Source organism: Pantoea sp. Seng (assembly GCF_009829935.1).
GTDB classification, from domain to species: domain Bacteria; phylum Pseudomonadota; class Gammaproteobacteria; order Enterobacterales; family Enterobacteriaceae; genus Pantoea; species Pantoea communis.
The window spans coordinates 36265-62640 of the sequence record NZ_SZZV01000019.1; the positions used below are offsets into that span (position 1 = coordinate 36265).

Annotated in this window: 31 protein-coding genes and 2 pseudogenes; 15 read left to right on the forward strand and 18 right to left on the reverse strand. The window is 50.6% G+C overall.

The genetic code is table 11. From position 1 onward, the window contains the following. Positions 1 to 36: 36 nt before the first annotated feature. The 3 genes from FD737_RS18550 to FD737_RS18560 form a co-directional block, all read right to left on the reverse strand. Complete coding sequence (locus tag FD737_RS18550; RefSeq protein ID WP_160834286.1) at positions 37 to 1233, reverse strand: cupin domain-containing protein; 1197 nt, start codon at positions 1231 to 1233, stop codon at positions 37 to 39. 455 nt (positions 1234 to 1688) lie between these two features. Further along, on the reverse strand, positions 1689 to 2888 hold the full coding sequence (locus FD737_RS18555) for an FAD-dependent oxidoreductase (protein WP_160834237.1): 1200 nt from the start codon (positions 2886 to 2888) through the stop codon (positions 1689 to 1691). A 123-nt stretch (positions 2889 to 3011) separates the two neighbouring features. Beyond that, positions 3012 to 4046, reverse strand: coding sequence for an aldehyde reductase (locus FD737_RS18560; protein WP_160834238.1), 1035 nt, complete (start codon positions 4044 to 4046; stop codon positions 3012 to 3014). A gap of 58 nt (positions 4047 to 4104) precedes the next feature. On the opposite strand from FD737_RS18560, the gene FD737_RS18565 reads away from it, so the two are divergent. Beyond that, a complete protein-coding gene (locus FD737_RS18565) occupies positions 4105 to 5067 on the forward strand; it encodes an AraC family transcriptional regulator (protein WP_160834239.1) in 963 nt (320 codons plus the stop codon). 102 nt (positions 5068 to 5169) lie between these two features. Here the strand turns inward: FD737_RS18565 and FD737_RS18570 are convergent, their stop codons facing one another. Next, positions 5170 to 5676 carry a GNAT family N-acetyltransferase gene (locus FD737_RS18570; protein WP_160834240.1) on the reverse strand — a complete coding sequence of 169 codons (507 nt, stop codon included), beginning with the start codon at positions 5674 to 5676 and terminating at the stop codon, positions 5170 to 5172. A gap of 55 nt (positions 5677 to 5731) precedes the next feature. Here FD737_RS18570 and FD737_RS18575 point away from each other — a divergent pair, with 55 nt between their 5' ends. Beyond that, entirely contained in the window at positions 5732 to 6313 is a 582-nt protein-coding gene (locus FD737_RS18575; protein WP_160834241.1) for an XRE family transcriptional regulator, read from the forward strand. 3 nt (positions 6314 to 6316) lie between these two features. Here FD737_RS18575 and FD737_RS18580 read toward each other — a convergent pair whose 3' ends face one another. After that, positions 6317 to 7255, reverse strand: coding sequence for an AraC family transcriptional regulator N-terminal domain-containing protein (locus FD737_RS18580; RefSeq protein ID WP_370523119.1), 939 nt, complete (start codon positions 7253 to 7255; stop codon positions 6317 to 6319). Positions 7256 to 7363: 108 nt separating this feature from the next. On the opposite strand from FD737_RS18580, the gene FD737_RS18585 reads away from it, so the two are divergent. Then, on the forward strand, positions 7364 to 8200 hold the full coding sequence (locus FD737_RS18585; RefSeq protein ID WP_160834243.1) for an oxidoreductase: 837 nt from the start codon (positions 7364 to 7366) through the stop codon (positions 8198 to 8200). 90 nt (positions 8201 to 8290) lie between these two features. Here FD737_RS18585 and FD737_RS18590 read toward each other — a convergent pair whose 3' ends face one another. Both FD737_RS18590 and FD737_RS18595 read right to left on the reverse strand, forming a co-directional pair. Then, positions 8291 to 8617: a DNA-binding transcriptional regulator gene (locus FD737_RS18590; protein ID WP_160834244.1), complete on the reverse strand. Its 327-nt coding sequence runs from the start codon at positions 8615 to 8617 to the stop codon at positions 8291 to 8293. Next, entirely contained in the window at positions 8610 to 8993 is a 384-nt protein-coding gene (locus FD737_RS18595) for a type II toxin-antitoxin system RelE/ParE family toxin (protein ID WP_160834245.1), read from the reverse strand. The genes FD737_RS18590 and FD737_RS18595 overlap by 8 nt, the downstream gene beginning before the upstream one ends. Positions 8994 to 9292: 299 nt before the next feature. Between FD737_RS18595 and ycgZ the strand changes: the two are divergent. Then, positions 9293 to 9521 (forward strand): annotated as a pseudogene (gene ycgZ, locus FD737_RS23955) (regulatory protein YcgZ). Positions 9522 to 9645: 124 nt separating this feature from the next. Further along, positions 9646 to 9936 (forward strand): hypothetical protein, encoded by a 291-nt coding sequence (locus FD737_RS18600; protein WP_160834246.1) that lies wholly within the window; start codon positions 9646 to 9648, stop codon positions 9934 to 9936. Between the two features lie 95 nt (positions 9937 to 10031). On the opposite strand, the gene FD737_RS18605 is transcribed toward FD737_RS18600, so the two are convergent. From FD737_RS18605 to FD737_RS18615, 3 genes are all read right to left on the reverse strand, one after another. After that, positions 10032 to 10319: a chorismate mutase gene (locus FD737_RS18605; protein ID WP_160834247.1), complete on the reverse strand. Its 288-nt coding sequence runs from the start codon at positions 10317 to 10319 to the stop codon at positions 10032 to 10034. A 24-nt stretch (positions 10320 to 10343) separates the two neighbouring features. Then, positions 10344 to 10922: a LysE family translocator gene (locus FD737_RS18610; RefSeq protein ID WP_370523122.1), complete on the reverse strand. Its 579-nt coding sequence runs from the start codon at positions 10920 to 10922 to the stop codon at positions 10344 to 10346. Positions 10923 to 11035: 113 nt separating this feature from the next. Next, complete coding sequence (locus FD737_RS18615) at positions 11036 to 11800, reverse strand: AraC family transcriptional regulator (RefSeq protein ID WP_160834249.1); 765 nt, start codon at positions 11798 to 11800, stop codon at positions 11036 to 11038. Positions 11801 to 12134: 334 nt separating this feature from the next. Between FD737_RS18615 and FD737_RS18620 the strand changes: the two genes are divergently transcribed. Beyond that, positions 12135 to 12671 (forward strand): cysteine hydrolase family protein, encoded by a 537-nt coding sequence (locus tag FD737_RS18620; RefSeq protein WP_160834250.1) that lies wholly within the window; start codon positions 12135 to 12137, stop codon positions 12669 to 12671. Between the two features lie 172 nt (positions 12672 to 12843). Here FD737_RS18620 and FD737_RS18625 read toward each other — a convergent pair whose 3' ends face one another. Together FD737_RS18625 and FD737_RS18630 are read right to left on the reverse strand one after the other, a co-directional pair. Continuing rightward, positions 12844 to 13194 (reverse strand): DUF3147 family protein, encoded by a 351-nt coding sequence (locus FD737_RS18625; RefSeq protein ID WP_034824206.1) that lies wholly within the window; start codon positions 13192 to 13194, stop codon positions 12844 to 12846. A 9-nt stretch (positions 13195 to 13203) separates the two neighbouring features. Next, on the reverse strand, positions 13204 to 13479 hold the full coding sequence (locus FD737_RS18630; protein ID WP_160834251.1) for a metal/formaldehyde-sensitive transcriptional repressor: 276 nt from the start codon (positions 13477 to 13479) through the stop codon (positions 13204 to 13206). Positions 13480 to 13594: 115 nt separating this feature from the next. On the opposite strand from FD737_RS18630, the pseudogene FD737_RS18640 reads away from it, so the two are divergent. Then, positions 13595 to 14559, forward strand: a pseudogene (locus FD737_RS18640) (nickel/cobalt efflux protein RcnA). 12 nt (positions 14560 to 14571) lie between these two features. Then, positions 14572 to 14748 carry a DUF1289 domain-containing protein gene (locus FD737_RS18645; protein WP_045815653.1) on the forward strand — a complete coding sequence of 59 codons (177 nt, stop codon included), beginning with the start codon at positions 14572 to 14574 and terminating at the stop codon, positions 14746 to 14748. On the opposite strand, the gene FD737_RS18650 is transcribed toward FD737_RS18645, so the two are convergent. Further along, positions 14749 to 15621 (reverse strand): LysR substrate-binding domain-containing protein, encoded by an 873-nt coding sequence (locus tag FD737_RS18650; RefSeq protein WP_160834254.1) that lies wholly within the window; start codon positions 15619 to 15621, stop codon positions 14749 to 14751. Positions 15622 to 15799: 178 nt separating this feature from the next. Here FD737_RS18650 and FD737_RS18655 point away from each other — a divergent pair, with 178 nt between their 5' ends. Both FD737_RS18655 and FD737_RS18660 read left to right on the forward strand, forming a co-directional pair. Then, positions 15800 to 17332 (forward strand): MFS transporter, encoded by a 1533-nt coding sequence (locus tag FD737_RS18655; RefSeq protein WP_160834255.1) that lies wholly within the window; start codon positions 15800 to 15802, stop codon positions 17330 to 17332. 57 nt (positions 17333 to 17389) lie between these two features. After that, positions 17390 to 17932, forward strand: coding sequence for a YbhB/YbcL family Raf kinase inhibitor-like protein (locus tag FD737_RS18660; RefSeq protein ID WP_160834256.1), 543 nt, complete (start codon positions 17390 to 17392; stop codon positions 17930 to 17932). Between the two features lie 35 nt (positions 17933 to 17967). Here the strand turns inward: FD737_RS18660 and FD737_RS18665 are convergent, their stop codons facing one another. The 3 genes from FD737_RS18665 to FD737_RS18675 form a co-directional block, all read right to left on the reverse strand. Then, a complete protein-coding gene (locus tag FD737_RS18665; RefSeq protein ID WP_160834257.1) occupies positions 17968 to 18831 on the reverse strand; it encodes a substrate-binding domain-containing protein in 864 nt (287 codons plus the stop codon). Positions 18832 to 18950: 119 nt separating this feature from the next. After that, positions 18951 to 19592, reverse strand: a complete 642-nt coding sequence (locus tag FD737_RS18670; RefSeq protein ID WP_097119066.1) for a LysE family translocator — start codon at positions 19590 to 19592, stop codon at positions 18951 to 18953. Positions 19593 to 19659: 67 nt separating this feature from the next. Next, positions 19660 to 20106 carry an NUDIX hydrolase gene (locus FD737_RS18675; protein WP_313377453.1) on the reverse strand — a complete coding sequence of 149 codons (447 nt, stop codon included), beginning with the start codon at positions 20104 to 20106 and terminating at the stop codon, positions 19660 to 19662. 155 nt (positions 20107 to 20261) lie between these two features. On the opposite strand from FD737_RS18675, the gene FD737_RS18680 reads away from it, so the two are divergent. After that, complete coding sequence (locus tag FD737_RS18680) at positions 20262 to 20651, forward strand: prolyl endopeptidase (protein ID WP_097119064.1); 390 nt, start codon at positions 20262 to 20264, stop codon at positions 20649 to 20651. A 56-nt stretch (positions 20652 to 20707) separates the two neighbouring features. Here FD737_RS18680 and FD737_RS18685 read toward each other — a convergent pair whose 3' ends face one another. After that, positions 20708 to 21061 carry a DUF1428 domain-containing protein gene (locus FD737_RS18685; protein ID WP_034829871.1) on the reverse strand — a complete coding sequence of 118 codons (354 nt, stop codon included), beginning with the start codon at positions 21059 to 21061 and terminating at the stop codon, positions 20708 to 20710. A 178-nt stretch (positions 21062 to 21239) separates the two neighbouring features. Here FD737_RS18685 and FD737_RS18690 point away from each other — a divergent pair, with 178 nt between their 5' ends. The 3 genes from FD737_RS18690 to FD737_RS18700 all read left to right on the forward strand — a co-directional run bounded on the left by FD737_RS18690 (position 21240) and on the right by FD737_RS18700 (position 23555). After that, a complete protein-coding gene (locus FD737_RS18690; RefSeq protein WP_058960967.1) occupies positions 21240 to 21923 on the forward strand; it encodes a hypothetical protein in 684 nt (227 codons plus the stop codon). Between the two features lie 100 nt (positions 21924 to 22023). Next, the gene (gene blc, locus FD737_RS18695; protein ID WP_097119063.1) at positions 22024 to 22551 is read left to right on the forward strand and encodes an outer membrane lipoprotein Blc; all 528 of its coding nucleotides are present in this window, start codon (positions 22024 to 22026) and stop codon (positions 22549 to 22551) included. A gap of 455 nt (positions 22552 to 23006) precedes the next feature. Next, the gene (locus tag FD737_RS18700) at positions 23007 to 23555 is read left to right on the forward strand and encodes a hypothetical protein (protein ID WP_237448828.1); all 549 of its coding nucleotides are present in this window, start codon (positions 23007 to 23009) and stop codon (positions 23553 to 23555) included. A 12-nt stretch (positions 23556 to 23567) separates the two neighbouring features. Here the strand turns inward: FD737_RS18700 and FD737_RS18705 are convergent, their stop codons facing one another. Further along, the gene (locus FD737_RS18705; protein WP_160834258.1) at positions 23568 to 24269 is read right to left on the reverse strand and encodes an alpha/beta fold hydrolase; all 702 of its coding nucleotides are present in this window, start codon (positions 24267 to 24269) and stop codon (positions 23568 to 23570) included. A 354-nt stretch (positions 24270 to 24623) separates the two neighbouring features. Between FD737_RS18705 and FD737_RS18710 the strand changes: the two genes are divergently transcribed. Beyond that, complete coding sequence (locus FD737_RS18710) at positions 24624 to 26339, forward strand: ABC-F family ATP-binding cassette domain-containing protein (protein WP_160834259.1); 1716 nt, start codon at positions 24624 to 24626, stop codon at positions 26337 to 26339. The last annotated feature ends 37 nt before the right edge of the window (positions 26340 to 26376 follow it).

Genomic DNA, 26376 nt, shown 5'->3' on the forward strand with positions numbered 1-26376 from the left:
CTTATTGCGCGCCGCTCCCGCGACGCGCTTTCCATGCTATTTCACCACCGGATGCTTAGCAAACTGCAGCGCCTGCATAAATTTATCATCCAGATGCAGATGCTGCCGCACCAAATCTGCTGGCGTACTGGCTAACCATTGGTTCAATGAAATATCCGCGTAGTAATCGCTTTTAAATAATTCTAAAAACCGCAGCGGCTTATCACCGATATTTTCAATGTAATGCCCCATGGCGAAAGGAACATAGCCAACATCACCCGCGCGGAAATCGAAGGTCCGAGCCTGCCCCGATGAGGCAAACACGCCCATGCGCCCTTCACCTTCCAGATAGTATTGCCACTCATCGTTGTTTGGATGCCAATGCAATTCCCGCATAGCGCCGGGCTCAAGTTCCACCAATGCAGCGGCGACGGTTTTTGATATGGGGAAATTACTGGTGTCGGTAATGCGTACAGTGCCACCCGGCAGGGTAATCGGTTTTTGCGCCAGCATTTTATGCGAGAAATTCAGCACAGATTTCACGCCACCTTTCACAGCTGCAGAATCCCCGCCCTCCGGCGCTTTCCCGGCAAAAATATACTCGTCGGCCGGTGATGGCAGCGTGTTGAAAACGTCCGCTGATACGCCAAAATTTTTGGCGAGCACTTCAGGCGGAATGTGTTTAAACCAGTCGCTAAGCAGGAAAGTGCTGTCCTCATCAAAGTTACCGTTATCAAAGGCCAGTAAAAACTCGCAGCCGTCGGGACCGAGCCCCTGGATAGAGTGCGGCACACCGGGCGGGAAATACCACAAGTCACCGACGCCAACATCATCCACAAACCATCCACCTTGGGTGTCCAGTGCAGTGATACGTGCATTGCCATAGAGCATGTACGCCCACTCGCCCTCTTTATGCCAGTGCAGTTCACGAATGCCGCCATTATCAAGCCGCATATCTACACCAGCGATGGTAGTGGAAATCCCTAATTCGCGTTGTGTCACCTGCCGCGTCCAACCTCCGCTGCCTTTGCGTACATGCGCATCGCTAAAAGAGAAGCGCAGATTCGGTAATGTACCGCTGTCTGTTGCGGGTGGATCGACAATATCGGGATTGAGCCCCTCACGGATAGGATCGTGTGGACCGGGGTCGCGGGGATGGCGGAGATCGTTTGCTGGGTAAGTGGCCACTGTTTCCTCGTGGGCATGAACTTTACCCGCTGCCAGCGCCACGGTGCCACCCGCTGCAAATGCCATGAAGGTTCGACGAGATAAGTTTTCTAATTTCATACCTGCTGTTTCCTCAGTTTCTTATGGTCTTAAAAGAGCTCATTAACCATAGTGAAACTGTGGTATTGCGATGTAACAGCGTGCGAGTTATTTCAAATCAAGGATTTAATCGAGGACAGAAACTAATCTCATCAACAGGTTAAAATAAACAAATTGTTGATTAAACATTGAGGTTCTGGCGCGCATCCAAATGAATAAAAGGCACAAAGAGGTTAACTCAGCCAAAAAACCATTAGAAAAAATTATCAAAACCCCATCATAAAGTTAATGAAATGTTACAAATGACAAGCAGATCGCTTATACCCACCTGCAATTTGATGAGGGTTAGCAGACAACCCACTGTTGTCTGCTCTGTGAATCTATTGTTGCCGCTGGAGGCATCGGGATAAATGGAAGCAGGTTTCAGGATTGGAAAGCCAAACTTACTCATTGAGATGTTCTGGTTTTTCAGTTCGAAAGCCTAAACCAATTAAACGACCGAACAGATAGCGCAAGAACGGGAAACGGCTGATCATCTGCGGCACTTTACTCGGCGTAGTGCGCTTACGTTTATTACTGCTCATTTTAATTTGCAGGAATTGCGTGGCAACGGTGGGAAACTGTCGGCGCTGTTGCACTTTCTGCAGGTCACGTAGTGTGACATGACCTTTTTTCAGTGGAAGAGTCAGGCAATTGGCCGCTGCCACCGCATCCTGAATCGCCAGATTGACGCCAACGCCGCCAATCGGCGACATCGCATGGGCTGCATCACCAATGCACAGCACGCCGGGCTTCATCCACTGATCCAGCCGGTCAATGCGAATCGACAACAGCTTCAATTTGTCCCAACCGTCGAGATCCGCCATGCGCTCAGCACTGAAGGGCGCCACTTCAGCCATAGCCTGCTTTAGCGTCTCCAGACCGGCAAGCTTTAATGCGTCAAACTCTCCTTTTTGGATGGTGTAGCCGCACTGCCAGTAGTCACCGCGATCAATCACAATGAAATTCTGCTTTGGCCCTTTGTGGCCCATACCCCATTCGGGATCGCTTCCCTGTTTGCCCAACCGGAACCACAGCACATCACGGGATGAGCCAAAGCTTTTACTCTGCAATCCGGCTTTGGCACGTACCTCCGAGTTACGCCCATCCGCGCCTATCACCAACGAGGTATGAATGAAGCGCGTATCGTTACCCTGTAACGTTTTAACACCCGATACCATACCCTCTGCATAGATCAAATCATCAAAAGCGGTGGATTGTAAGAGCGTGAAGCCGGGAAAAGCGGCCGCTTTGCTCGCGAGAAAATTGAGGAAATCCCATTGCGGCATAAAGGCAATAAAGCGGCACTGCACCGGCAAGCGCGAGAAATCAGCCATCGTGATCTCCTGACCAGCCACTTCTGCCTGTAATTTTTCGGCTCTCTGATGCGGTAAGGTCAGTAGCTCATCCAGCAGCCCGAGATGGCGCATGATCTCCAGCGTCGAGGGATGAATGGTATCGCCACGAAAATCGCGCAGGAAGTCGGGATGTTTTTCAATCACCACGACGCTTAATCCTGATCTCGCCAGTAAATAACCCAGCATTAATCCTGCTGGCCCGCCGCCGACAATACAACAGTCGGCGGTGAGTTCTGTTGGTTGCATCCTGACCTCAGCATAAAGCAATTGATGATAATCGTTATCATTTATATAGCATCGTGTTGAGGTTTAGGTGGGAATAAATGCCACAGTATCTGTCAGTACATAACTGCATGCTGCCCGCAGACGCTAGTTGTGTGAGACCAAACCCAGCTCAATCAAGCTCTGGGCCGTCGCGATAATTGCCTGTTGGGGTGTGCGCGGCTGCCAGCCCAACACAGACATCGCTTTCTTTGCCGTGACGTTCATATCTACCCCCAACAATTTCACCATCCCTATCATCACTGGATTCTTATCTGCAGCAGCCCGCACACTCTCATCCGTGAGTTCGATCATTGATACGCAGCGGGCGGCGTCACCCAGTGACGTTTTCAAGGTATGGGCTACCTTCACCAGACGCAAACTATGGCCCGAACTGGCAAGGAATCGCTCCCCCCTGGCTGCTGGGTGCTTCATAGCGATGACGTGTAAATCGGCGACATCCCGCACATCCACAAAACAGCTGTTGATATCAGGACAACCCGGCTGCCCTTCTAACATCTCTTTGATAATCCGGGTTGAGTGTGAGTAGTCTGCGCCCAGCACAGGTCCGAGTACAGCCACGGGATTGATAGCTGACAGCTCTAAACCCCGCCCCTCCTTCTCAATAAAGGCCCAGGCTGCCCGTTCCGATAAGGTTTTGGAACGTTGATACGGCCATAAATCGCTGTTTAGGTTCGTCCAGTCCGTCTCCTTAAATGGGCGCGGGTAGTCCGCCGCGTGACCGACTCCGACCGCACCAAATGCCGACGTTAACACCACGCGTTTCACGCCTGCATCCCTCGCCGCCCGCAGAACGCGCAAATTTCCCTCAATCGCGGGGTTGATCCAATCGGCCTCGGTGACCTGCTCACCGGATGGTGTAGGTGATGCGCCGTGCAGCACATAAGTACAGCCTTGAGTGGCCGCATCCCAACCCTGATCGGCCATTAAATCAGCCACGACAAATGTCAGGTTTTCGCCTGGCTCTACACCTCCTTGCTGGAGATGTTGTCGCACTTCGTTCTCCCGCTGGGCTGAACGCACCGTCGTGCGCACTCTGTATCCCTGTTTAAGCAGGGAAATAATGCAATGTTGCGCGATAAAACCGGTACCACCCGTCACCAAAACGGTTTCTTTAGTCATGAAAAATGCCTCGCTGTTGTGATACTGAGCAGAGTAAACAGCCATGACCGGATTTTGAATGCTTGATAGTGCGTGTAAGTTGCGTGATAGTACGGAAATGCAAAACGACCCTTTTTCCGATATCCTGAAATTCGTCCACGCGGAATCCCTGGTGACGGGAGGCTTTAGCGCGGGCGGGCGCTGGGCGTTACGTTTCCCTGCGCCCGAGAAAATTAAGTTTTTCGCCGTCCTGAAAGGACAATGCTGGGTTCAGTTTGACGACGGCGCCAGGCCAATTCTGTTCTCAACCGGCGATGTTGGTTTACTGAGTGCAAAACGCGCCTTTGTGCTGTCCAGCGAGCCCGGCGTAGAGCCGGTTGATGCCATGAGTGTGTTTTTCGGTGCCGGAAAACCTCATGCACCCATTGGTGAAGGGGATGATTTTGCGCATATCGGTGGGCATGTCCTGCTGAATCCCACCAGTGGCCGTTTATTGACGCACGTTTTGCCGCCATGGATTCATGTCCCTGCCGCCTCTCCGCAAGCGGCCTCGTTCCGTTGGTTACTGGACCAGTTAGTACAAGAGCGTCGTACCACACAGCCGGGTTCGCAACTGGCCTCCTCACAGTTGGCGCAACTTCTGTTTATTCAGATTTTGCGTGCTCATCTGCAAACCTGTGATGCACTCCCCGCCAGTTGGCTGCGAGCCCTTGGCGATGCACGTCTTGCGCCTGCGCTGCAACTGATGCATGGCGATCCGGCAAGAAATTGGCATCTGGAAGAGTTGGCAAAAGCCTGCGCCATGTCACGCACCACCTTTGCTCAGCAGTTTCGTACTGTTGCGGGTGTGACACCGGTTGCCTATCTGACACAATGGCGCATGCGATTAGCCGAACGCGCCTTACGTGAGGAGTCCGATCAGGTGGCCGTGGTGGCGCAGTCGCTGGGTTACACTTCAGAAAGCGCCTTCAGCCATGCGTTTGAACGCGAGACGGGAATGTCGCCAAAAGCGTGGCGACTGGCTGAACGTTCGATGGGATAAAAGGCGCCGCCTTAGCACGTAATCGCATGCGCAAGCATGTATCGCGGATCATGCAGGATATCGACAGCTTACCCAGTGAATACGTTTTGCAGAAACACTAAGTTAAGGCTGCGGCCTTGCATCAAGCTGAAGCTGCAAAAAGGTCAGATCGAGCCATCGGCCAAATTTGCAGCCTACCTGATTTAATCTCCCCCCATCACTGAAGCCCAGCTTCTTGTGCAGCGCGATTGAAGCGCTGTTCTCTGACTCAATCCCGGCAATCATCATATGTTTGCCCTGCTCGCGCGCCCGCTCAATCAAGGCGGTCATCAGAATGCCGCCCACACCTTGGCCGCGCCCGTTTTTATGGACATAGACTGAATGTTCAACGGTATGTCGGTAGCCGTCCCAGGGACGCCAGTCGCCATAGGAGGCGTAGCCAATGACGGCTTGCTCCTGAATCGCCACCAATACCGGAAACCCCGCGGCCTGGCGTGCAGCCATCCACTGGATGCGGTTAGCAATATCCACGGTATTCTCATTCCACATCGCGGTGGTGTTGAGTACTGCGTCGTTGTAGATGTCCGCGATCGCCCCGGCATCGCCCTCTTCTGCTGCTCGTATTTGCATGATTTCCGCCTCGTCACTATAGTGGATGTTTCGTTTACTATTGTAGTTATCCATTATGTTAGATGAGTTGTCTAGTAAAGAAGATGACATCAATGCGCGCATTGGTCAGAACATTAAAATCGAACGTGAGAAGCGCGGCTGGTCTTTAACCGACCTGGCAGAACAGTCCGGTGTTTCACGGGCGATGATCCATAAAATAGAACGGGGTGAGAGCAGCCCAACTGCGACGTCTCTCGCTCGCCTCGCCGGCTCGTTTGCTATGAGCATGTCGCAGCTCATCGCCCTCACGGAAGTTCAACCCGGGACGTTGCTGCGCCATGCACAACAACCCGTGTGGCAGGATCCGGAAACGGGCTACATTCGCCGCCATATTTCACCTGGCGATATCCCGTTGGATGTCGTGAGTGTAGAGCTCCCTCCGCACACTGACGTGCCAATGCCAGCGATTTCCTACCTTTCACGTCGTCAGTTGATCTGGGTGCTGGAAGGCACTTTGCGCTTTCAGGAGGGCGACAATCTGGTTGAAATGAACGTCGGTGATTGCCTGGAATTGGGCGATCCAACGGATTGCGTGTTTACCAATGCGACTGATGACATTTGTTGTTATGCGGTAATGGTGCTTAAAACCACTGTGTGAGCCCTAATGCGAAGAGACATATGCAGAAGCCTGCTGTGCAGGCGGCACCGCGAAATTGCGCTGCATGCGCTTGATCTCCTCCGCCGGTGGCAGCCCGAACAGACGTTTGAATTCCCGGTTAAATTGGGATGCGCTTTCATAACCCACCGCAAGGCTCGCCGAGGCCGCCGTCATCTCCTGACGCACCATCAGCATTCGCGCCTGATGTAAGCGTACCGATTTCACGTATTGCATCGGTGACTGCTGGGTGATGGTTTTAAAATGCGCGCTGAATGTCGGCACGCTCATGCCTGCTTCACCCGCCAACTGCGCCAGATTGAGCGTCTGGGCATAGCAGGCATGAATATGACGCAGCGCTTTACCCACCTTGCCGAATTGCCCCTGCAACGTCAGCGCGGCACGCAGTGCCTGACCTTGTGCACCCGTCAACACACGATAATAGAGTTCACGCACCAGTGCGGGGCCGAGGATCTGTGCATCCAAAGGATGACTCAGAGCCGTCAGGAAACGTAGCACTGAATCACGTAGCGGCTGATCCATGGGACTCGACATCATGCTCTGCGCCGCTTTCGCCGTGAAAGGCACTTGCTGTTGCTCTAGTTCCAGCAACAATGCTGTCGCCACACTGAAATCAAGATGCATGTAGATCGCCAGCAACGGGTGTTCTGCGCTCGCTGCGGTTTCCATGGTAAAGGGAACCGGCACAGAAACCGCCAGATAATGTTGCTCATCGTAGAGGTAGATTTGATCGCCAAAGAAACCACGCTTAGTGCCCTGGCAGACAATCACAATACCGGGATCGTAAAGCACTGGCGTGCGTGCTAGTGGGCGATCTGAACGCAAAATACGCACATCAGAAAGTGCCGTCAGGTTGTAGCCCTCATGCGGCGCGAGCGATTTAAGCAATTCCACCGTACGTTGTTGTACCTCTGAATCTACCACCACTCCTCCTCACTCATAAGATTAGGCAATAAAAGCAGAAGATACGGCCTTATAGCGCTGACCTCCAGAGAATATTATGCATGCATCATTCATGTAGGGAGAAAAACGATGTCTACCTCTAAAACACTTTTGATTACTGGTGTAAGCAGCGGTTTCGGTCGTGCGCTGGCGCTGGAGGCCTTAGCCAAAGGTTATCGCGTGATCGGGACGGTGCGAAATGTAGAAGCTAAATTGGCATTTGAACAACTCCATCCGCAAAATGCGCTGGCGTTTGAACTCGATGTCACTCATTTCGCTGTTATTGATGACCTTATAGCCGACATTGAAGCTGATCAGGGTCCAATTGATGTTTTGGTCAATAACGCGGGTTATGGACACGAAGGGATTATGGAGGAGTCCTCGCTGGAGGAGATGCGCCACCAATTTGACGTTAATGTATTTGGTGCCGTGGCGATGATCAAAGCCGTATTGCCCTTCATGCGCCAACGGCGTCGCGGGCATATCCTTAACATCACGTCGATGGGCGGATTTATCACCATGCCGGGCATTAGTTATTACTGTGGGAGTAAGTTTGCGCTGGAAGGAATCTCAGAAACTCTTAGCAAAGAACTCGCCGCATTTAATATTCATGTAACGGCCGTTGCCCCCGGTTCATTCCGTACTGACTGGGCAGGCCGCTCAATGGTGCGAAGCGCGCGCAGCATCAGTGATTATAACGCTCTCTTTGATCCTATCCGCCAGGCAAGAGAAGCGAAAAGCGGCAAACAGCTTGGGGATCCAGAGAAAGCAGCGCGCGCGATGCTGGCTATCATTGAGAGCGATAACCCGCCTGCACATTTGCTGCTCGGCAGCGATGCATTAAAGCTGGTGAAAGATAAACTTGTGGCGTTGAATGCAGAGATCGAGGCGTGGAAAACGCTGACACGTTCAACAGATGGTGATTAGTGACCTTTACAGGAATGTAGTAGTAATTAGCACATTGGGGGTTCAAATAATTAATAAGGAACTTAAAGCCCCGATTCAGGGGCTTTGGTATTACTGAAGAACACTCAAACCTTTACGATCAATAATATTGAGCAAACGCAGCGCCGCGCCGTTTGGTTTTTTTTCTTCTCGTTCCCATTTAATAATCGTGGCGACTGACATTCCAACGCAAGCCGCCAGCATTGCTTGGCTCAAGCCCAAACGCTCACGCAATTCTTTAATAGCCTGGCCCGACATCATAGGCAGAACAGGCAGTGCCGCTCGCAACTCGCGCAATCTTACCCTTGAATCGATTTTTTCTTTGAGATCATCAGAGACAACGCCAATTTCATTGAAATCATGTGCGATTTCCTGAAGATCTTTAAGGTGATTAACCATCACACTGCACCTCTCGCATTTTCCCCGCCCTAATCGCTCGTCTTGCTTGTTCAGTGGTGAGGTTGAATAACTCTTTGGCAACTTGCTTATAAAGTAGAAGTTCAGTTTCGGTCATTTCTCGTATTGTGCTTTTGACTGCTGACTTAGCATACCCATTTACAAAGAAGAGGTGCTTATCAATTTTGAAAGCAATGACAGCTCTGGCACCACTACTTTTACCTTTGGTTAAGGGAATGCGTTTCTTATATATCCCACCGCCTAAATTAGCTTCATATCGACCCGCGATAACTTCTAACGCTGCAATGCTTAGCTTGCCGTCGTCAATCCCATCAGCTTTGGTATTTCTGTCGAATGGTTTTAAAACATAAATTGCCATGGTGTGTCCTGACTGTGATTCGATAAGGACGCTCCTTGTCCACACATGCAATGTCTATAGTACTAAGTACCATAGGTTAACTCAATCTCTATCTTATTGGCCCAGACATCAAGTTTAAAGGCCTGAAAAGAGTGCTTTTATATAAGCATCTGTAATTAATAGACTAGCACTTTTTGCAAAAACAGCTCCCCTGATGGTTAACCATATTCCTGTACAACAGGCTTTTCTTTGTATAACTTTAGTGGGCCTGGTGCTCATTAGTTAACCTGGAGGATGGAACCATGCGTTAGGGTAGAAACCTGCTATCAACGTCGGATGCGATTACGCGTTATTTTAATGAGGCTTCCCTGCCTTCTCAGCAGGAAATCCTGGGTAAAATCGTTGGAGAAATACTGCGTTCAGGCCGTTCACTGAGTCGCAAAAACGATCTGCACCAAGCTGATTTGCCGACTGGAACAGGCAAATAGCCCGGAAGAAGAGTTGCACTACCAACAGTTAATTGGCCTGATGTTTACCTCCGAGCGATGATCCTGAGAACTTGCGCACCGACCTGACATCGGACAAAGTGGCTTCCGCCTCATAGGTTATTTCACGTTAGACTGAATCCACTTTGTTACCTGTCGCAGGTCTTTGCGGTAACCAGAGAACCTGTATGAACAGAAGTAAAGATGAACGATTAACTGATATCGTCATGGGCGATGCCGTACTGCAGCTGCTGAAAAAAAAGAGGCCGGTGACGAACAGCGCCCTGCTCGATAAGCTTCGTTTGATGGCGTCCGTTGAACCCGATGCTGGCCGCCAAAAAGCACTAAGCCGCGCCATGGCAGAAGTGAAGAACAACATGCAATCCTCCACTCAGGACAGCATGGCACTCAAAGATACCAACAACGTCACACACATTTTTCGCAACCGCGATAATACGGGCAAAGACACACAGCATTAAAATCGGGGCCTCGAGGCACCCTCTTGTTAATGAAATTTTCATAACTTAAGGCTGCAATTTTAACCCATTGCAGCCTTTTTTTGTCGGGCGCTTCACTACGCTTTCAATTCACCATGCTGTTGCAGCTCATAATCGATAAAGGCCGTAATCATCGCACGGTAAACCTGCTCAATAATTTCCTCAGATAACCCCTGCGCTTTTGCCTGACATCTCACTTTATCAATCACCTGTTGGACACGATCGGGAGCGCGTACCGCTGCGCGGTCTTGTTTAAACTGTGCAGCGGCCTTAACACACTCTCCACGCCGGGCAATCAGTGCCACCAGTTGTTGATCCACTTGATCAATTTCTTCCCTGACTGCATCAATAGAGTCAAATTCCATCAAGATTTCTCCTTTATAAATGGGTTATCGCGAACTGATGAGCAATTTGATGCCCAGGCAAACAAAGCTCAACGCAAAGATTCGGTTCATAAAGCGCATCACGCGCGGTTTTTCGAGCACCCGACGCCTCATCAGCGCGGCAAAAGCGCCATACAACATAAAGATGAAAAGCGTCAGCAACATAAAAATGGTACTCAGTACTAACATATCTTGTGTCGGCGTCGAACTCTCTGAAGCGATGAATTGCGGTAAAAAAGCCAGAAAAAACAGCGATAATTTAGGGTTAAAGAGATTGAGTAACAGAGCATGGTTAATAATACGCAATGCGGTTTTTTTACTCTCCACCTCAGTGGTCAGTGACGTCCGCTCACGTAACGCCATCCACGCCATGTAGAGCAAGTAGCCAACGCCGATTAGCTTCAACATGTTGAATGCGTAGTCACTGGTATGAAAAATAACGGCTAATCCCAGCAATGCAGCGAGAAGATGCGGCACAATACCGAGCGTGCACCCTAAAGCCGTAATAAAACTGACACGCATTCCTCGATTCAGACCGCTGGCGATAGTTAACATAGCCCCAGGGCCCGGTGACATCACCACCACCAAAGTAGTGACATAAAACTCTATTCCAGCGTGCATTTTTAATCCCTCAGTCGAATGTATCGCCTGAGTATCAATTCACGAAAGGCCAGCGTCTTGAACAAAATTGCAGAGGATTACAGCAGAATGGCTTTTTGATAGCGTGCAGGCGTGATACCCATTTGGCGCGAGAATGCACGCGTGAGGTGGCTTTGATCGGCAAAACCACTCATAACAGCGGCATCAGCCACACTATTCCCTTTTGCCAGCCATTGTCTTGCATTACGGACGCGCAACTGCATGAGATAGGCATGGGGCGTCATTCCAACTTCACGAGCAAAACTGCGCAAAAGTTGAAATCGACTTAGCCCACACAACGTTGCCAATTCACTCAGGCTCGTCTGACGAGATGGAGCATCATCTAAATATTGCTTTGCCCTTTGTATCGTGGGCGTCATTTTAGTCGGGAAAGCCAGGGTCAGAAGGTGGTGGTGACAGAGGTACATCAAGCATTGTAATAACGTCTCTTCCAGAAAACCCGGTTCAACCTTGGTCTGATTTAGGGCAAAAAAAAGCTGAAACAGACGATGGCTCAGAGAGTTGTCTCTGACTAACGGCTTGAGCACTGCATCGGCATCACTCCTCTCCATCCGTAACTCCTGCCACAACAGTTCAGGTTCCAGATAGACCATCTGCCAGCTACGCGCGCCCTGAAGCGGCATACCATCGTGCACTTCTCCCGGATTGACAATAATCACATCTCCAGGGCCGGCCTCTATCTGCCCCAGCAGGCTCCATGAGCGCTGTGCACCTTGCGAGATGACACCCATCCCGAAGTGATCATGGGAATGGCGCGGGAAGGTATGTTCGCTCTGCAGCGCCATGGCCTCTGTACCCGCCATAGGGCTATGCAGAACGCGTGACAAGTGGACGGGCTTTACCAACGTCGTTTCTCCGCAGATACACACTGACTGCTACTTTAGCGCCTTTTCCTCTCAGCAGAAAAAAAACCGCAGGGATTTTGTACGATGTTGTGCTAACGTCAGATTTATTCCCCAATCTGCCGCGAGCCGATGATGTCTTGGTTCATTACGTTGACCACAGTGACAACCACCACCGCATTCATCGGCGGCGTGAGTGTATCTGTAGCAAAAACGTAAGCGTACAGAATCCTCACCCCGTCAGCCAATGGACGGGGATTGTCTCCGTTCATCACCCAGTGAAAGGAGACACACCATGCCATCCTCAAGTAAAAAAGCGCTATTGATTATCGATATGCAACACGGTTTGTTTTTTGCGCCGCAGCAGCCATTTGCCGCAGAAACTTTGCTGAACAATATCAACACGTTGATTGCCCGTGCACGCGACGCAAAAGCTCCGATCTTTGCTGCTCGCCATACCGGGCCTGAGGGAACACCTCTTGCCGAGAGCAGTCCGCTCACGCAGCTTATTCCACAGTTGGCGATAGATGCCGAGTTGGATGGTGTGTTTGTGAAACGCTACCCCAACTGTTTCCGTGGCACGACGCTCCTGGCTTCGCTACAACTCGCCGGAATTGAAGAGTTGGTGATTTGTGGTATGAAAACAGAATATTGCGTGGATACGACTTGCCGGGCAGCGGCAGACTTAGGCTTTCGCGTGGTATTAATCAGCGATGCACATAGCACGACAGACAACGGGCAGATGAGTGCATCCCAGATCATTGCCCATCATAACCAAACGCTATCGGGTCCGTTTGCCCAACTGGCGGCTACGGCTGACGCGCTCATTTGAATGTTTGGGCGCGGTCAATATCGCGCCCTGACCTCAGTACCGCGCGCGCCCGCTGAATCCCGCACCCAGTAAAATACTTTGATAAACCTGTGTGCTGGATCCTCCCTCCTCATTCATCAAGCGCGAGATAAAAAAGGGGTAAAGAAAAAGGGTGCAGGCATAAAATATCAGACTACATCAATTGTATGCCAAAGCGCTTTAGCAACGTTGCCCACAGGACAAAAAGCACGATAGTTAACAGGCAACTCGCCACCAGCGTGGGCCAAAATCCCCAGCGCTGATAGAGAAATGGAAAGGCGACAAACATCGGCAGGGTTGGCACCACGTACCAGAAGGTATACCAGGCGTGGCTGGCGATCTTTGCCTGGCTCTGACCTTCCAGCTTCATCCAGATCAGCACCAATATCGTCACTAATGGCAGCGCCGCAATCAACCCTCCGAGACGGTCACTGCGTTTCGCCACTTCAGAAATCAGCACCACCATACCCGCCGTGATGGCGTATTTTACGATGAGCCACAGCATGGTTTGCTCCTACTTCAGATATGAACGAATAACGCTGACAATCTCTTCCAAATCCTGAGTGCGCTCCGCTTCGGTGGCAGATTCATTCATCAGGTGCTCTTTGATATGCCCCTCCAGCAGTTCTGCCATTAGACCATTAACTGCCCCGCGTACCGCTGCTACCTGCTGCAACACTTTTAGGCACTCCTCACCCGATTCCAATGCGGTCTCGAGCGAAGCTGCCTGCCCTTTAATACGACGTACGCGGGTTAACAGGCTTTTCTGATGCTTGAGTATAAGGCCCATTCTCGGCTCCTGTTGATCTTAATGTATACTGGGGTATAGTATATTTACTTTGAATTTTTTGATTTTACGGCACTGCAATGCCGCTTTCAACTTATCACGACACGAGATGCACACCATGAATGATTTCGCTGCCCTGCTGAGCCAGGGCACGTCTAGCGCGTTGCTGTTTATCCCAAGCGCCATCTTGCTTGGGGCGTTGCACGGCCTGGAGCCGGGTCACTCTAAGACGATGATGGCGGCATTTATCGTCGCCATCCGTGGCAGTGTTCGCCAGGCGGTGATGCTGGGTCTGGCAGCCACTTTTCCCACACTGCGGTGGTATGGCTGATTGCGATGGGCGGGATGTATATCAGTCGGCAGTTTACTGCCGAAGCTGCCGAACCCTGGCTGCAGCTGATTTCAGGCCTCATTATCATTGCAACAGCTGCCTGGATGTTCTGGCGTACCTGGTCTGAAGCACAAGCGTGGCATCAGCACCACGATCATGAACATACGCAGGATCATCATCATGAACATGGGAATCATCATGAGCATGGGCATCATCATGAACATGAGCATCATCATGAGCATGGGCATCATCATAAGCATCGGCATCATCATGAGCATGAGCATGAGCATGAGCATCATCATGGGCACGGGCATCATCATGAACACGGACATCATGGCGAATTGGCCAGGTTCGCGGAAGGTTCTCAGGAATATCAGGATGCTCACGAGCGCGCGCACGCGGAAGACATACGCCGACGCTTTGATGGCCGTGAAATCAGCAATCTGCAAATTCTTCTCTTCGGCCTGACGGGGGGATTAATTCCCTGCCCCGCAGCGATCACGGTCCTCCTTCTCTGCCTGCAGGTGAAGCAGTTTAGTCTTGGTGCGGCGCTGGTGGTCTGCTTCAGCATCGGCCTGGCGCTTACGCTGGTGACCGTCGGCGTAGGTGCGGCGCTAAGTGTTCGGCATGTATCCCGTCGATGGAAAGGATTCGCCGATATTGCACGCCGCGCACCTTACTTCTCTAGTGCCCTGATTGCCATCGTGGGCGTCTATATGATGTTCCATGGCTACAGTGGCCTCACCCAATAAGGAATTATTTCCATGTCTGTAAAATCGCCTTGTACTGATGTCTGTATTTTTGAGGGAAAAAATAGCTGGTGTCGTGCCTGCGGCCGTACGCGTAAAGAGGCACAGGAGTGGCGCAAAATGTCACCCTATCACCGCAAGGCGATTGAACGCGCATTGAAAGATCGCGTTGCGACGTTGCAAATAAAATAGTCAGGTGCTTCGTTCAATCATGCGCACCAGCTTATTCACTGCGGGAGTACGTTCACGTTTACGATATAAGAACCAAATGGATGAAGGAATAACGGCTCCGGGTATTTCGCGATAAGTGATGCCGGTTAATTTTAATTGAGTCACCAGAATAGCCGGTATTACCGCGACACCATTACCTAATGCGACATTGGCCAGCACTTCATTTAAACTGCCCGCCGACCAGCTACGACTCAGAATAAACCCACCACGCTGTGCAAAGGTCACGGTGCCAGACACTTGTTCGGGCAAAATAAAGGTTTCCCCTTTAAGTTGCGCAGATTCGATGGGTTGTTCCTGCGCAACCAGCGGGTGGTTATCCGGCAGTGCCAATGCGAAGTGATCTTGCTCGACTTCAATGTATCCGACATCGGCAGGCAACGGCACAGGACCGCGCACAAAGGCAACATCAATAGTACGTTCACTGACCTGAGTGGCCAGTGTATCCATGACTGATTCACGTGCATTGATTGAGATATCAGGTGCGCTGGCACTAAAGCTCGTCAATAACCGGGTTAAAATGCCAGATAATAGTGCGGATGCCACATAGCCCACGCGGATATAACCGCGTTCGCCGCGAGCGGCACTACGTACTCGGGATTTGGCCTGCTCCGCATGTTGTAGAGTCTCACGCGCCTCCTGTTGGAAAATTTCTCCAATTTGCGTCAACTCGACTTTACGTTGAGTACGATAAAATAATGGCGCACCTAATTCTTCTTCCAATTGATTAATCTGCACCGACAGCGTCGGCGTGGATATATTAAGATTCTCAGCCGCCACGCCATAATGCAGCGTTTTTGCCAGTTCCAGAAAATAGCGTAGATGGCGTAATTCCACGTTTTACCTCCTACTTATCTTGTGTGATGAACATGTCGATCATTACCTGAAACGGAAACGCCAGCAATATAAATGTTGTTAGGTTTTGCCTAACAATAACTCCAGTACTGTTTATTGAATGACTTCCGTGATGGATTCAAGCTGTAAAGCATTCACTACCTTGCTCGCGGGAGAAAAGATGTCCACTGCTACCATTGCACTCGACCATCGCCATCTGAATCGTGTTTTACTCGTTGCCTCAACCGGGTGCGCATTGACGGTAATCGACACCAATATCGTCGGCGTTATGTTGCCAACCATCGCTAAAGGTCTGCATGCTTCTTTTGCAGACATGGAATGGGTCATTGGCGCTTACGTGCTGAGCTTTTCCTCACTCCTTTTGCCGGCAGGGTCGCTGGCAGACAAATTTGGCCGACGCCGACTCTTTCTCGGCGGCATTTTACTGTTTGCACTGGCCTCACTCGCCTGTGGCATGGCGACCAGCGTTTTGGCACTCAATATTGCCCGTACGGTTCAGGGTATTGGCTCCGCATTTCTGCTGGCGCCAGCACTGGCAATTATCGCGCACAGCTTTCGCGATAGTCAGGCACGTAACCGGGCATGGGCGATTTGGGGCGGTGTGATGGGATTAACCATGGTGCTGGCACCGTTAGCCAGCGGCATGATCAGTACGTTGCTTGGCTGGCGCTGGACATTTTTTGTCAATATTCCTATTTGTGCCCTGCTGATGCTGGCCGTCACCCGCCACATTGAGGAATCCAGGCATGAACACGCGGGTAAACTCGATTTACCTGGCATCGCGCTGTTTATCGCAGGCATGTTCTGTTTGACCTGGGCATTAATATTAGCGCCGCAACATGGCTGGTTGAGCCGTGAAGTGGTGGGCAGATTGTGTCTCGGCGCGTTGTGGTTTGGCCTATTTATCCGTGTGGAAAGTGGCAAAAGCAGGCCGATGTTGAATCTGCAACTTTTCCGCTCGTTCCCCTTTATTGGCGCAGTATTAGCGATGTTTGCTTACGCTGCCACCGCGCAAGTTATGACCTCATTACTGCCGCTGTTATTGCAGAATGTTGAGGGAATGACGCCTTTAATGGCCGGAGCGGGTATGCTGCCTTTCGCTTTGGCAATGCTGCTGTTTCCTGTTGTGGCGCGCTGGCTCGGCAAACGCCTGCATGCCGCCACTTTACTGGCTCTTGGCCTGGTCACCGTCTCCTTTGGCAACATGATGATTGCGACTGCCGTGTACCACCACCATTTGCTGCTGACCCTGGCGGGTATGGCCCTACTCGGCAGTGGCGGTGGGCTGCTCAATGGCGAAACCCAAAAGGCGATTATGGCAACCGTACCGCCGCAGCAGGCAGGAATGGCATCGGGTATCAGCACAACAGCCCGTTTTTCCGGCATTTTGTTAGGATTTGCCACGCTGGGCGCGATTCTGGCGGCCAGCACACAGTGGCAATTACAATCAGCGATGCTACACGCGCAGTTGCCCCTTCAACCCGGTTTTAGCGCGCAGGTTATCGCCGGCGATTTCCGCCATGCACTGGCGATGTATGACGCCGTTCATCAGGTCTCTTTACAACCACTCATCATTACCAGCTACGCCGATGGATTTGCCAGCATGTTGTTGTGTGCTGCAGCATTTGCCCTGTTTTCCGCCATCGTTGTGCTCTATTCGGCGCGTCAGCCAACGGCGCTAGCCCAGCGCTAATTTTCAAGCGTGGGATCGACTGTCGCACGCACAACCCGTCCTTGTTGAGGAGCAATAATGAAGAAGTTAATGACCCTACTCTGCTTAAGCAGCTTGCCACTGTTTGCCCATGCGGCGGCGTTTTCGCTTAGGTCAGCAGACTTCGCCGATAACGGCGTGATGAAGAAAGCATTGGGTGGCAATGATAAGAACAATCTCTCCTGCAGCGGCAAAAACCTGTCGCCCGCGCTTAGCTGGGCCAATCCGCCCGTGGGCACCCAGAGTTATGTGCTACTGCTGACCGATCCGGCTGGCGCCAAAGGCTTGGGGGTGACGCATATGCTGGCGTACAACATTGATGCTACGCGTAACAAATTCCAACAGGGTGAGTTAAGCAAAGGAGGAAATTTTAGCTATGGCACCAATACGCCCGGCACGCAAAACTATTATGGCCCTTGTCCACCCGCAGGCGCGGGCTATCACCACTACAATTTTGTGCTGGTGGCGACCGACCTTGCGAACGGCACTTTACCCGCAGGACTCAGTCACACTGAGTTAGTCGCAAAATTGAAAGGTCACGCGCTGGGTTCTGCTAGCCTGGTCGGGCGTTTAGAGAATTGATTGCAGCGGGTCGCCGGCCTGGCGACCCAATAAAATTAGTGTCGAATCGCACAACCACACTGCGACATTTCACCCGGGACATATTTTCCGTGATGGGAGTGACGCACCTGCAACTCACCTTGCTGCCAGGCGTTGCCTGTATCAGCACGGTTTTCCAGTAAACGATTCAGTGCTTCGTTGACCAGCAAGTCACGACGCTGTGCCCAACTGGTCAGATGCCAGGTTGAGGCGCGGGCTTCATCCACATCATCAAAACCTACGACTGCCACGTGTGCGCCCTGGCCAAAATCGCGCACTGCCTGCAATGCACCAAAGGCCAGCACATCGCTTTCGCAGAACAGTGCATTAATGCGCTCGGCTGCACGGGTTTTCTTCAGGTAGGCCATCATGGTCTGATAAGCCAGTTCTCGATCGTTAGCCCCGGCCACCAGCTGAATGTTCAACGTTTTATGTTCTGCCTCAAGGCTGGACACCAGGCCTGCCATTTGACGCGCGGGATCGGCCTGCTGCTGACTGTGCATAAAGCCAAAGCGTTGATGTCCTTGAGACAGTAACAATAACCCCATCTCGGCACCCGCATCGAAACCATCGGCAATCACGACCTCAGCACCTGCTTCACGGCTCTGGCTTAAATGCACCGTCGCCACGTCAGGCAGTAGTTTTGCTGCGGTATGCAATTCATCCTCAAACAGGGATGTCAGAAATACCAACCCCGCCAGCGGCAAAGATGCGGCATTCTGCAACATACGTTGATAGCTTTCTGCTGAATCGACATTCAGCAACAGCGTCACTAAACCACGCGCGTTTAACTGGCGCGTCATTTCATTCAGCATCGTGACGGTATTTGGGTTGGTGAATTCATCGCTGACGATGCCGATGATATTGGGATTAACGGCCATGAATGAGCTCTCCTGCAACTTAGCGTGCGGTCATTATTTTGTAGGTAACGTAAGACACTTCACGTTACCCGATTAAGTCGCTATCGCCAATCATCAGACTTGCTGTCTCTTCTGCATTTTTAACGTCGGGTCAGGGCCAGGCGAATTCCCAGGCCAATGAATGTCATACCGACGATACGATCCAGCAGCTTTTGCAGCGTAATGTTGCGCGATACTGCACTCGCAGCACCGCCCGCCAGCAGGGCAAACGTCACATCAGTGATCAACCCAATCACCGCGTATGTTAGTCCCAACAGCAGGAAGGAACTCGCATGATAGTTACCCTCTACCACGACGAATTGTGGGAAGAACGAAATGAAAAACAATAACACTTTGGGATTAGTGATAGATGTAATAAAACCGCGGACTAAAAGATTACGTGTATTGGAGCGTGGCACCTGAGTCTGTGAGCGACATCCCTGTGGTTTGACAATAAATGTTTCCCACACCATCTTGCCACCTAAATAAATAAGATAAGCAGCCCCGATATATTTAATCGCTGTAAATAACATCGGCGAGGCGGTAATTAACGCCGTTAAGCCTATTGCACTGGCCAACGCATGCGTACAGCTGCCGAGCGCCACACCGCTCGCAGATATCACGCCGCTGCGTCGCCCATTGGCCACGCTTTGCCCGACCACATAAGCGAGGTCCGGACCCGGCGTGATACACAGCAGAAATACCGAAACGAGGAACAGGGGAAAATGGATGATATCCAGCATGTTAACTCCTTTTTGAAGTGGCGTTTGTTGTACTGAGTATGGCCACGTAATCCAATCTGATGACGATTTATTTTGAGACAAAGTAACGAAGGTAGAGCTGATACTCTTCGCTCATATTATCGGGCATATCATCAGTGGTGAAGAATGCCAATGACAACCCCTCACTTTTATCATTTATTAAACTACCATGCCATTTTTTTGACCAGTAAAGGGCGGTGACAACATTGATTTCATCGTTATTATTAAGCGTAAAAGTAAATTCTTTGCCAGAAAAGACTTTCAAAAAATGAAGTTCATCGATATCAATATTCGTCTCTTCTTTCACTTCACGCACAGCGGTTTGTTCGAGGCTTTCACCCGGTTCCATCAACCCACCGGGTAGTCCCCAGCTTCCGTCTAATCGCTGTTGTAGTAAAATACGTTGCTTATCGTCAAGGATGATGACGTTCGCTCCCACAAGCAGCAACATACGATGTCCAACTAAGGTTCTCATCTCGCTGACATAGCTCATCATGTTCTCCATCCCGTTTAGAATTAAGAAAAAATAGCGTTAATTCATGACGATTTAGCAACGCCAATACACAATGCGCACGCATTGCGCCATCACTCTTTTGTCGCCGCTACAGTATGAGTGACAGGACTAAACCTCATCGTCATGGAGTTAAACTTGTGGCAACACTTACCCTACGCGTAGCGCGACCAGTTTCACAACTGGAGCTCAGTCGTGAACTTTATCAATCAGGATTGGGACTGGATGTGATTGGCGCCTTTGAAGACCACCAAGGCTTCAATGGCGTGATGCTGGGAAAAGCAGATGTGCCCTGGCATCTGGAATTCACACAATGCACTTCGCATCCGGTCATCCCTTCACCCTCATCAGAAGATCTGTTGGTGCTGTATTTACCCGAGCGTGATAGGTGGCAGCAAACATGCCAGCAAATGGTATTGGCGGGATTTGTACAGATTGATTCGTTCAACCCATATTGGGATCAAAACGGAAAAACGTATCAAGATCACGATGGTTATCGAACCGTCATACAGTGTCAGCAGTGGCCGTAGCCTCTCGCATGCCTGACCGCGACAGAAATGTGCAGGGCGCCGACGCGCCCTGCACATTACTCTTCGAGTAGAATCGAGAAACCGCCGTAAATCATTCTTTTGCCATCAAACGGCATGTTTTCGCCCATCTCTTTCATCCGCGGATCGGACATCATTTTCTGATTGGCCGCATCACGCACTTCACGTGAGGGATATTCAATCCAGCTGAACACCACTGTTTCTCCCTCTTCCGCTTTCACCGACCGATAAAAATCCGTGAGCTTGCCTTCAGGTACATCATCTGCCCAGCACTCCACGATGCGGGTGGCACCAAACTCCTTAAACAGCGGCGCTGCTTTGGCCGCCATGGCACGGTAATCCTCTTTATTAACTTCAGGCACCGCAACGACAAAACCATCTACGTACGACATAGGCTATTCCTCCGTCGTGCTGTACACGGCCGACAGTGACCGCAGAGTAAAGTGTACAAATGATGTGCAAATCATGAGCAACTGCAGCACTGAAACTGCGTGTTGTCTCGCAGATTCCTGCTTGCGGCCGAAATTGCGTTACACTGTGCACCTCGATAGTTACGCCATCAGGATAGTTATGCGCATCACCATTGATTCGGCCGATCAGCCGTTTATTCACCGTTTGCTCGGAGAAGAGATAGGGCAAGTGGATACTCAATCCAGCGACACGCGTTTACAACACGCCCTCGACATCGCTCGGCAGCAGAAAAATCACGAAGCGGAACTCGACTGGAAACGCAATGCGGTGTTTTTAGCGTTGTTTATTTTCCTCTATGCCGTCCTGGGCGCCTCGCTGACGCTGGATCTCACCGCACAAGCACCCAGCCACAAAAGTTTGGTGTATGCATTAGAAGCTGTCCCCGTGCTGATCGCCTTTTCCGGTCTGTTTGTCTCGTTGTTATTCCTGTTCTTCACCCGCAGCAGCGCGCGACGCCTGCGCAGTTGGGATCAAGGCATTTTTGTGCTGGAGAAATACGTTGGCACCAACCTCTATAAGCAAATCAATGAGATGGGCGCTCGCACTACCAACTATTCACAGTCAGCCATTAACGTTGCGCTTGCCCTGTTTATTTGTGTGACCTGGGTGGTGATGTACAACTACTTCACCTTTACCACCAGCGGCGTAATTGGCAGCGTGATTTCTTTGTTTATCACCACCATGACCTACGTGATACTCGATATTCAGTTGTTAAAGTCAGGCACCTCTATTGCGATTGATGAGCCACTGATTCCGGCTGACGAAGATAAAGAGAAGAAATAATCCCCTGCATCAGGTGGCCTAAGGGCCGCCTCGATATTTCTGGCCTATAATCATGCTGACATACCCTTTAATACGGATCAGGATCGATTAAGGAGCAGTAATGAAAATATGGCCCATCGCCGCACTTGCCGCGTTATCGTTAACGCTGGTTGCCTGTAAATCCCCGACGCCACCAAAAGGTGTCACGCCTATCAGCCCTTTTGATGCCAACCGCTATTTGGGCAAATGGTACGAAATCGCCCGCCTGGATCACCGCTTTGAGCGCGGCAAAGATCATGTCACAGCCACTTATACTCAACGCAACGATGGCGGCATAAACGTGCTGAATCGTGGATATGATTCGGTGAAAAAAGAGTGGAGTGAGAGTGAGGGCAAGGCCTATTTCACCGGCAAATCGGATACCGCAGCGCTTAAAGTCTCCTTTTTTGGCCCGTTCTATGGCGGCTATAACGTGATCGCATTGGATGATGATTATCAATACGCGCTAGTGAGCGGTCCAAATCGGGGTTATTTATGGATCTTGTCGCGAGAGCCGAAGCTTCCGAATCAAGTGAAAAAACAGTACCTGGCTATCGCGCAAAGGCTGGGGTTTGATGTGGATAGGCTCATCTGGGTGGATCAAGGTTAAAACTGCACTCAGGAATGAAGTCATTCTACTTTCCATCCCTGTGTAGTTCAGCATAACCGGGCGTGAGATTCTGGTTATGCTGCAGCGTTGGGGTGGAGAATCTTCAATCGGCTTATGACCAATAACTTGCAGGCTTGCAACCTATCACGGGTTACCCCTTATTGGATGAGGAACACATCATTCAGTGAAAAGTGTACATGAATGATTTATTTGAACGAATCCCTTATTTATTAATCATATAACCAGGCATGTTTATAATGCGCTTCTCTTCGCAATATTGCCCTTTCAAAAAAGCTGCTAAAATACGTCATCGTCTATGATTTCATCAGTATAAAATATCTTTATCTGAAATTTCAAAGCTCTGATCATTCTGACTTATCAATCAACATGTTTAGTCAACCCATCAGGTTGCTGTTCGCTTTTTTCATTATCGCATTGCCAGTGGTGAGGAAAAAATGAATGAAATAACAGAAGAATCCCCCAGAACAAATCTCAGATTATTATGGGGCTTACTGATTGTATTAACACTCATTTCGCTGCAGTGCCCAGCGAGCGAAATTAACCTATATTCCATCAACACGGGTTCCTACGTTTATCATCTGACCGGGAATCATGGGCAATACACTGAAAATTTTGAGAATAACTTCTTTTCGGTAGAAAGAAAATTGTCCGAAGATTCCACCTATAGCGTCCTGATCGGCACCATGAAAAACAGCTTTGACGATCGCTGTCTTGCGTTAGGGGTGAGAAAAGACTGGAAAACCTGGGATGATGGCTGGACCTTTAAAGGTATCTACGGCTACACCGGTGAGTTTTTTTTCGATGCCTTTAAGGATTGTGGCGATCACGGTTCCTATCACGACTTTAAAAAGGCCACCGGAATAGGATTCTCACCCTATATTTATCATGGCTTTCAATATAATTTCACACCCTATTTCGGCATTGAATCGGGAATTATTATCCCCTCGGTATTTGTTATCACCATTCAATGGAGCTTTAGATAAGCTCTGCACTGTTTATTCAAAGTGCTGTTTTTCAAGCCAATCGGCGATGACAGAAGTGAGTCGAACAGGTTGCTCAAGGGGCAACATATGGCCACTGTCACCGATAATTTCCATATCGCCCCCCAATAAAGTGACAATCTCTCGGGATTCTTCAAGACCGCGCAGGCCATCCCCTTCAGATGCAATAACCAATATTGGGCAACTCACCGGTTGCTGCGTGACACCACTGCGATCAAGCATGGCTTGTGTTCGAAAAACATTTGCACCGAGATGTTTCCCCATAACACGAATTTTATCAATTAGTTGAGCATCATTCCGTCGAGAGGGATGTAGCGATGGCTTCAGCACCGCCTGGCTAAAGCCATTAAAATCCCCCATCAAGGCGGTTTGTGATGCCTTATCCAGTAACTCACGTTGTTCAGGCGGATCTTCACGGAGTGAACTGGCAACCAAAACCATACCTGCAGTGCGCTCGGGAAAGGCTTCAGCGATGGCTCGGGCCACATAGCCTCCCAGTGAGAAACCGACCAAAATAAAGCGCGGCGGCAAGGTTGCCACGATATTGCTGGCATATTCGGTGATGCTCTCGCCGCGACTTAAGCTGGCTCTGATACAAGTTCTGTCATCCGGATAGGCGCGAACAAAATCGTCCCACAGCGTTTCATCAAGCATGAAACCTGGAATGAGTACGAGGGGTAAAGTTGTGTTGTTCATCCGTGAATCCTTAATTGTGAGTAATTAATGAGATTGTGTAACGTCAGGTTCGTATAAAGGCTGTGGCTTCACAACATCGCGAATATTCTGTGGATAATGCCAGCCCAGGTGACTATCATCAACCCACCCTACTCACTACTGATAAATAAGGAGGATTACTATGCCATCGTGTGAATTGTTTATTTACTCACACTTTTATAGTAATTGGCCGCGCTCAGCTATCTCTGCATTCGTGCTGCGATAATCCGCCTGAGCGAAGTTAACTACATTTCATTCCTTCCTCCGGCTTACCGGGTTGTCGTCAGCAGTTTTTGACGTCGGGCGTTCGCACGCCTGCAACTTATGAGTAAGCACATGAGCACATTACTATCCGCACACGCAGTCGGCTTTGATAACGCCTTCGGCACACTATTTCACGACATCCACTTCAGCCTGAAAAAAGGCGACCGTATCGGCCTGTTGGGTGATAACGGAACAGGTAAAAGCACCCTCCTGAAGATCCTGAGCGGTGAGCTTGAGAGCAGCCAGGGCAGCGTTACCTTAGCCAATCACTGTCTTCTGGCACGAATTGAACAGCATCTTCCCTCTCAACTCCAGCAAGCCACGCTGCTTGCAGGCGTTATTGCCCGTCTTCCAGAGCAGCAACAGATCAGTGATGCCTGGCGTGCAGAAGCATTACTCTCTTCGCTGGGGTTCGATGCTGAACAGCATACCCAAACGGCAGCGACGTTGAGTGGCGGTCAACATATGCGGTTACTGCTGGCGCGTGCGCTCATTCTTCAGCCCGATCTGTTGTTACTGGATGAACCCAGTAACCATCTGGATCTTCCAACGCTGCTGTGGCTCGAGCAGTTCCTGATAAGTTGGAAAGGCAGCTTTGTGCTGGTGTCACATGACAGTACCTTGCTGGACCAGGTCACCAACTGTAGCTGGATACTGCGCGATCAAACTCTGCAATTCTTCAGTTTGCCCTGCTCTGCAGCACGTCAAGCGCTTGCGCAGCAGGATGAAGCCGATGCACAACGTTTCCAGGCAGAACAGAATGAGATTGATCGCGTTGAAAAGAGCGCCAAACGACTGGCGATTTGGGGACGTACTTACGACAACGAAGGGTTGTCACGTAAAGCGCAACAGATGGAAAAGCGCGCCAATTGGTTGAAGGAGGCGCAAACCACGTTGACCGATGGTAGCCTGTGGCGACTCAAACTGCAGGGGGAAGCGTTGGATGCCGATCGCGTTCTGGCCCTGCCTGAGATGAGCATCCGACCTGCTGACAACGCTCCTGCGTTATTTACATTACCCAGCCTTCAGGTCAAAAGCGGCGACCGCATCGCTATCGTTGGTCGCAACGGCAGTGGGAAATCATCGCTGCTGCGTCAACTTTTGCTGGAGTACCAATGTGAGGCCACCACGCTGTTTCACCCGCGCGCAAGGCTCGGCTATTACGATCAAAGCCTCTCACAATTACAGGATGAAGAGAGCCTCAATGAGGCACTGGCGCATTTCGCACCATTAAGTGACGACCAGCGAAAGATGGCTTTGATAGGCGCCGGCTTCCCCTATCTTCGCCATCAACAATTGGTAGGTTCGCTGAGTGGCGGTGAACGCTCACGACTGCTGTTTGTCGGACTGACACTCGCACGATATTCCATCTTGCTACTGGATGAGCCCACCAACCATCTGGATATGGTCGGCAAAGAAGAGCTGGCGGAAGCCCTCAATCAGTTTGAGGGCGCGGTGTTGCTGGTGTCGCACGATCGCAATTTGATTGCCAGCAGCTGCAATCGTTTTTGGCTGATACAAGATCAGCAACTGAGCGAATGGCATGACTTTGCACAGGTCATTGAACTGATGGGGGCCGCGCAACCTTCAGAAAAGCCTGTTGCCAGCGGTCAGCCCGTGGCGGCCGAATCGCATAACGACGAGGAGGAAATACTGTTGGCCTTGTGCGATTTAGAGAGCAAGCTGGATGAAGATATGATGCGAAAGACTAAGCATCAAAAACCGACGTTGCAGACACAATGGCGCGACGAGATTGCGCAGTTGAAACAGCTGCTGGGGATCTCGTAAGCGTTCTGCCGATAAAAAGCCCCTACGATATTTTGAT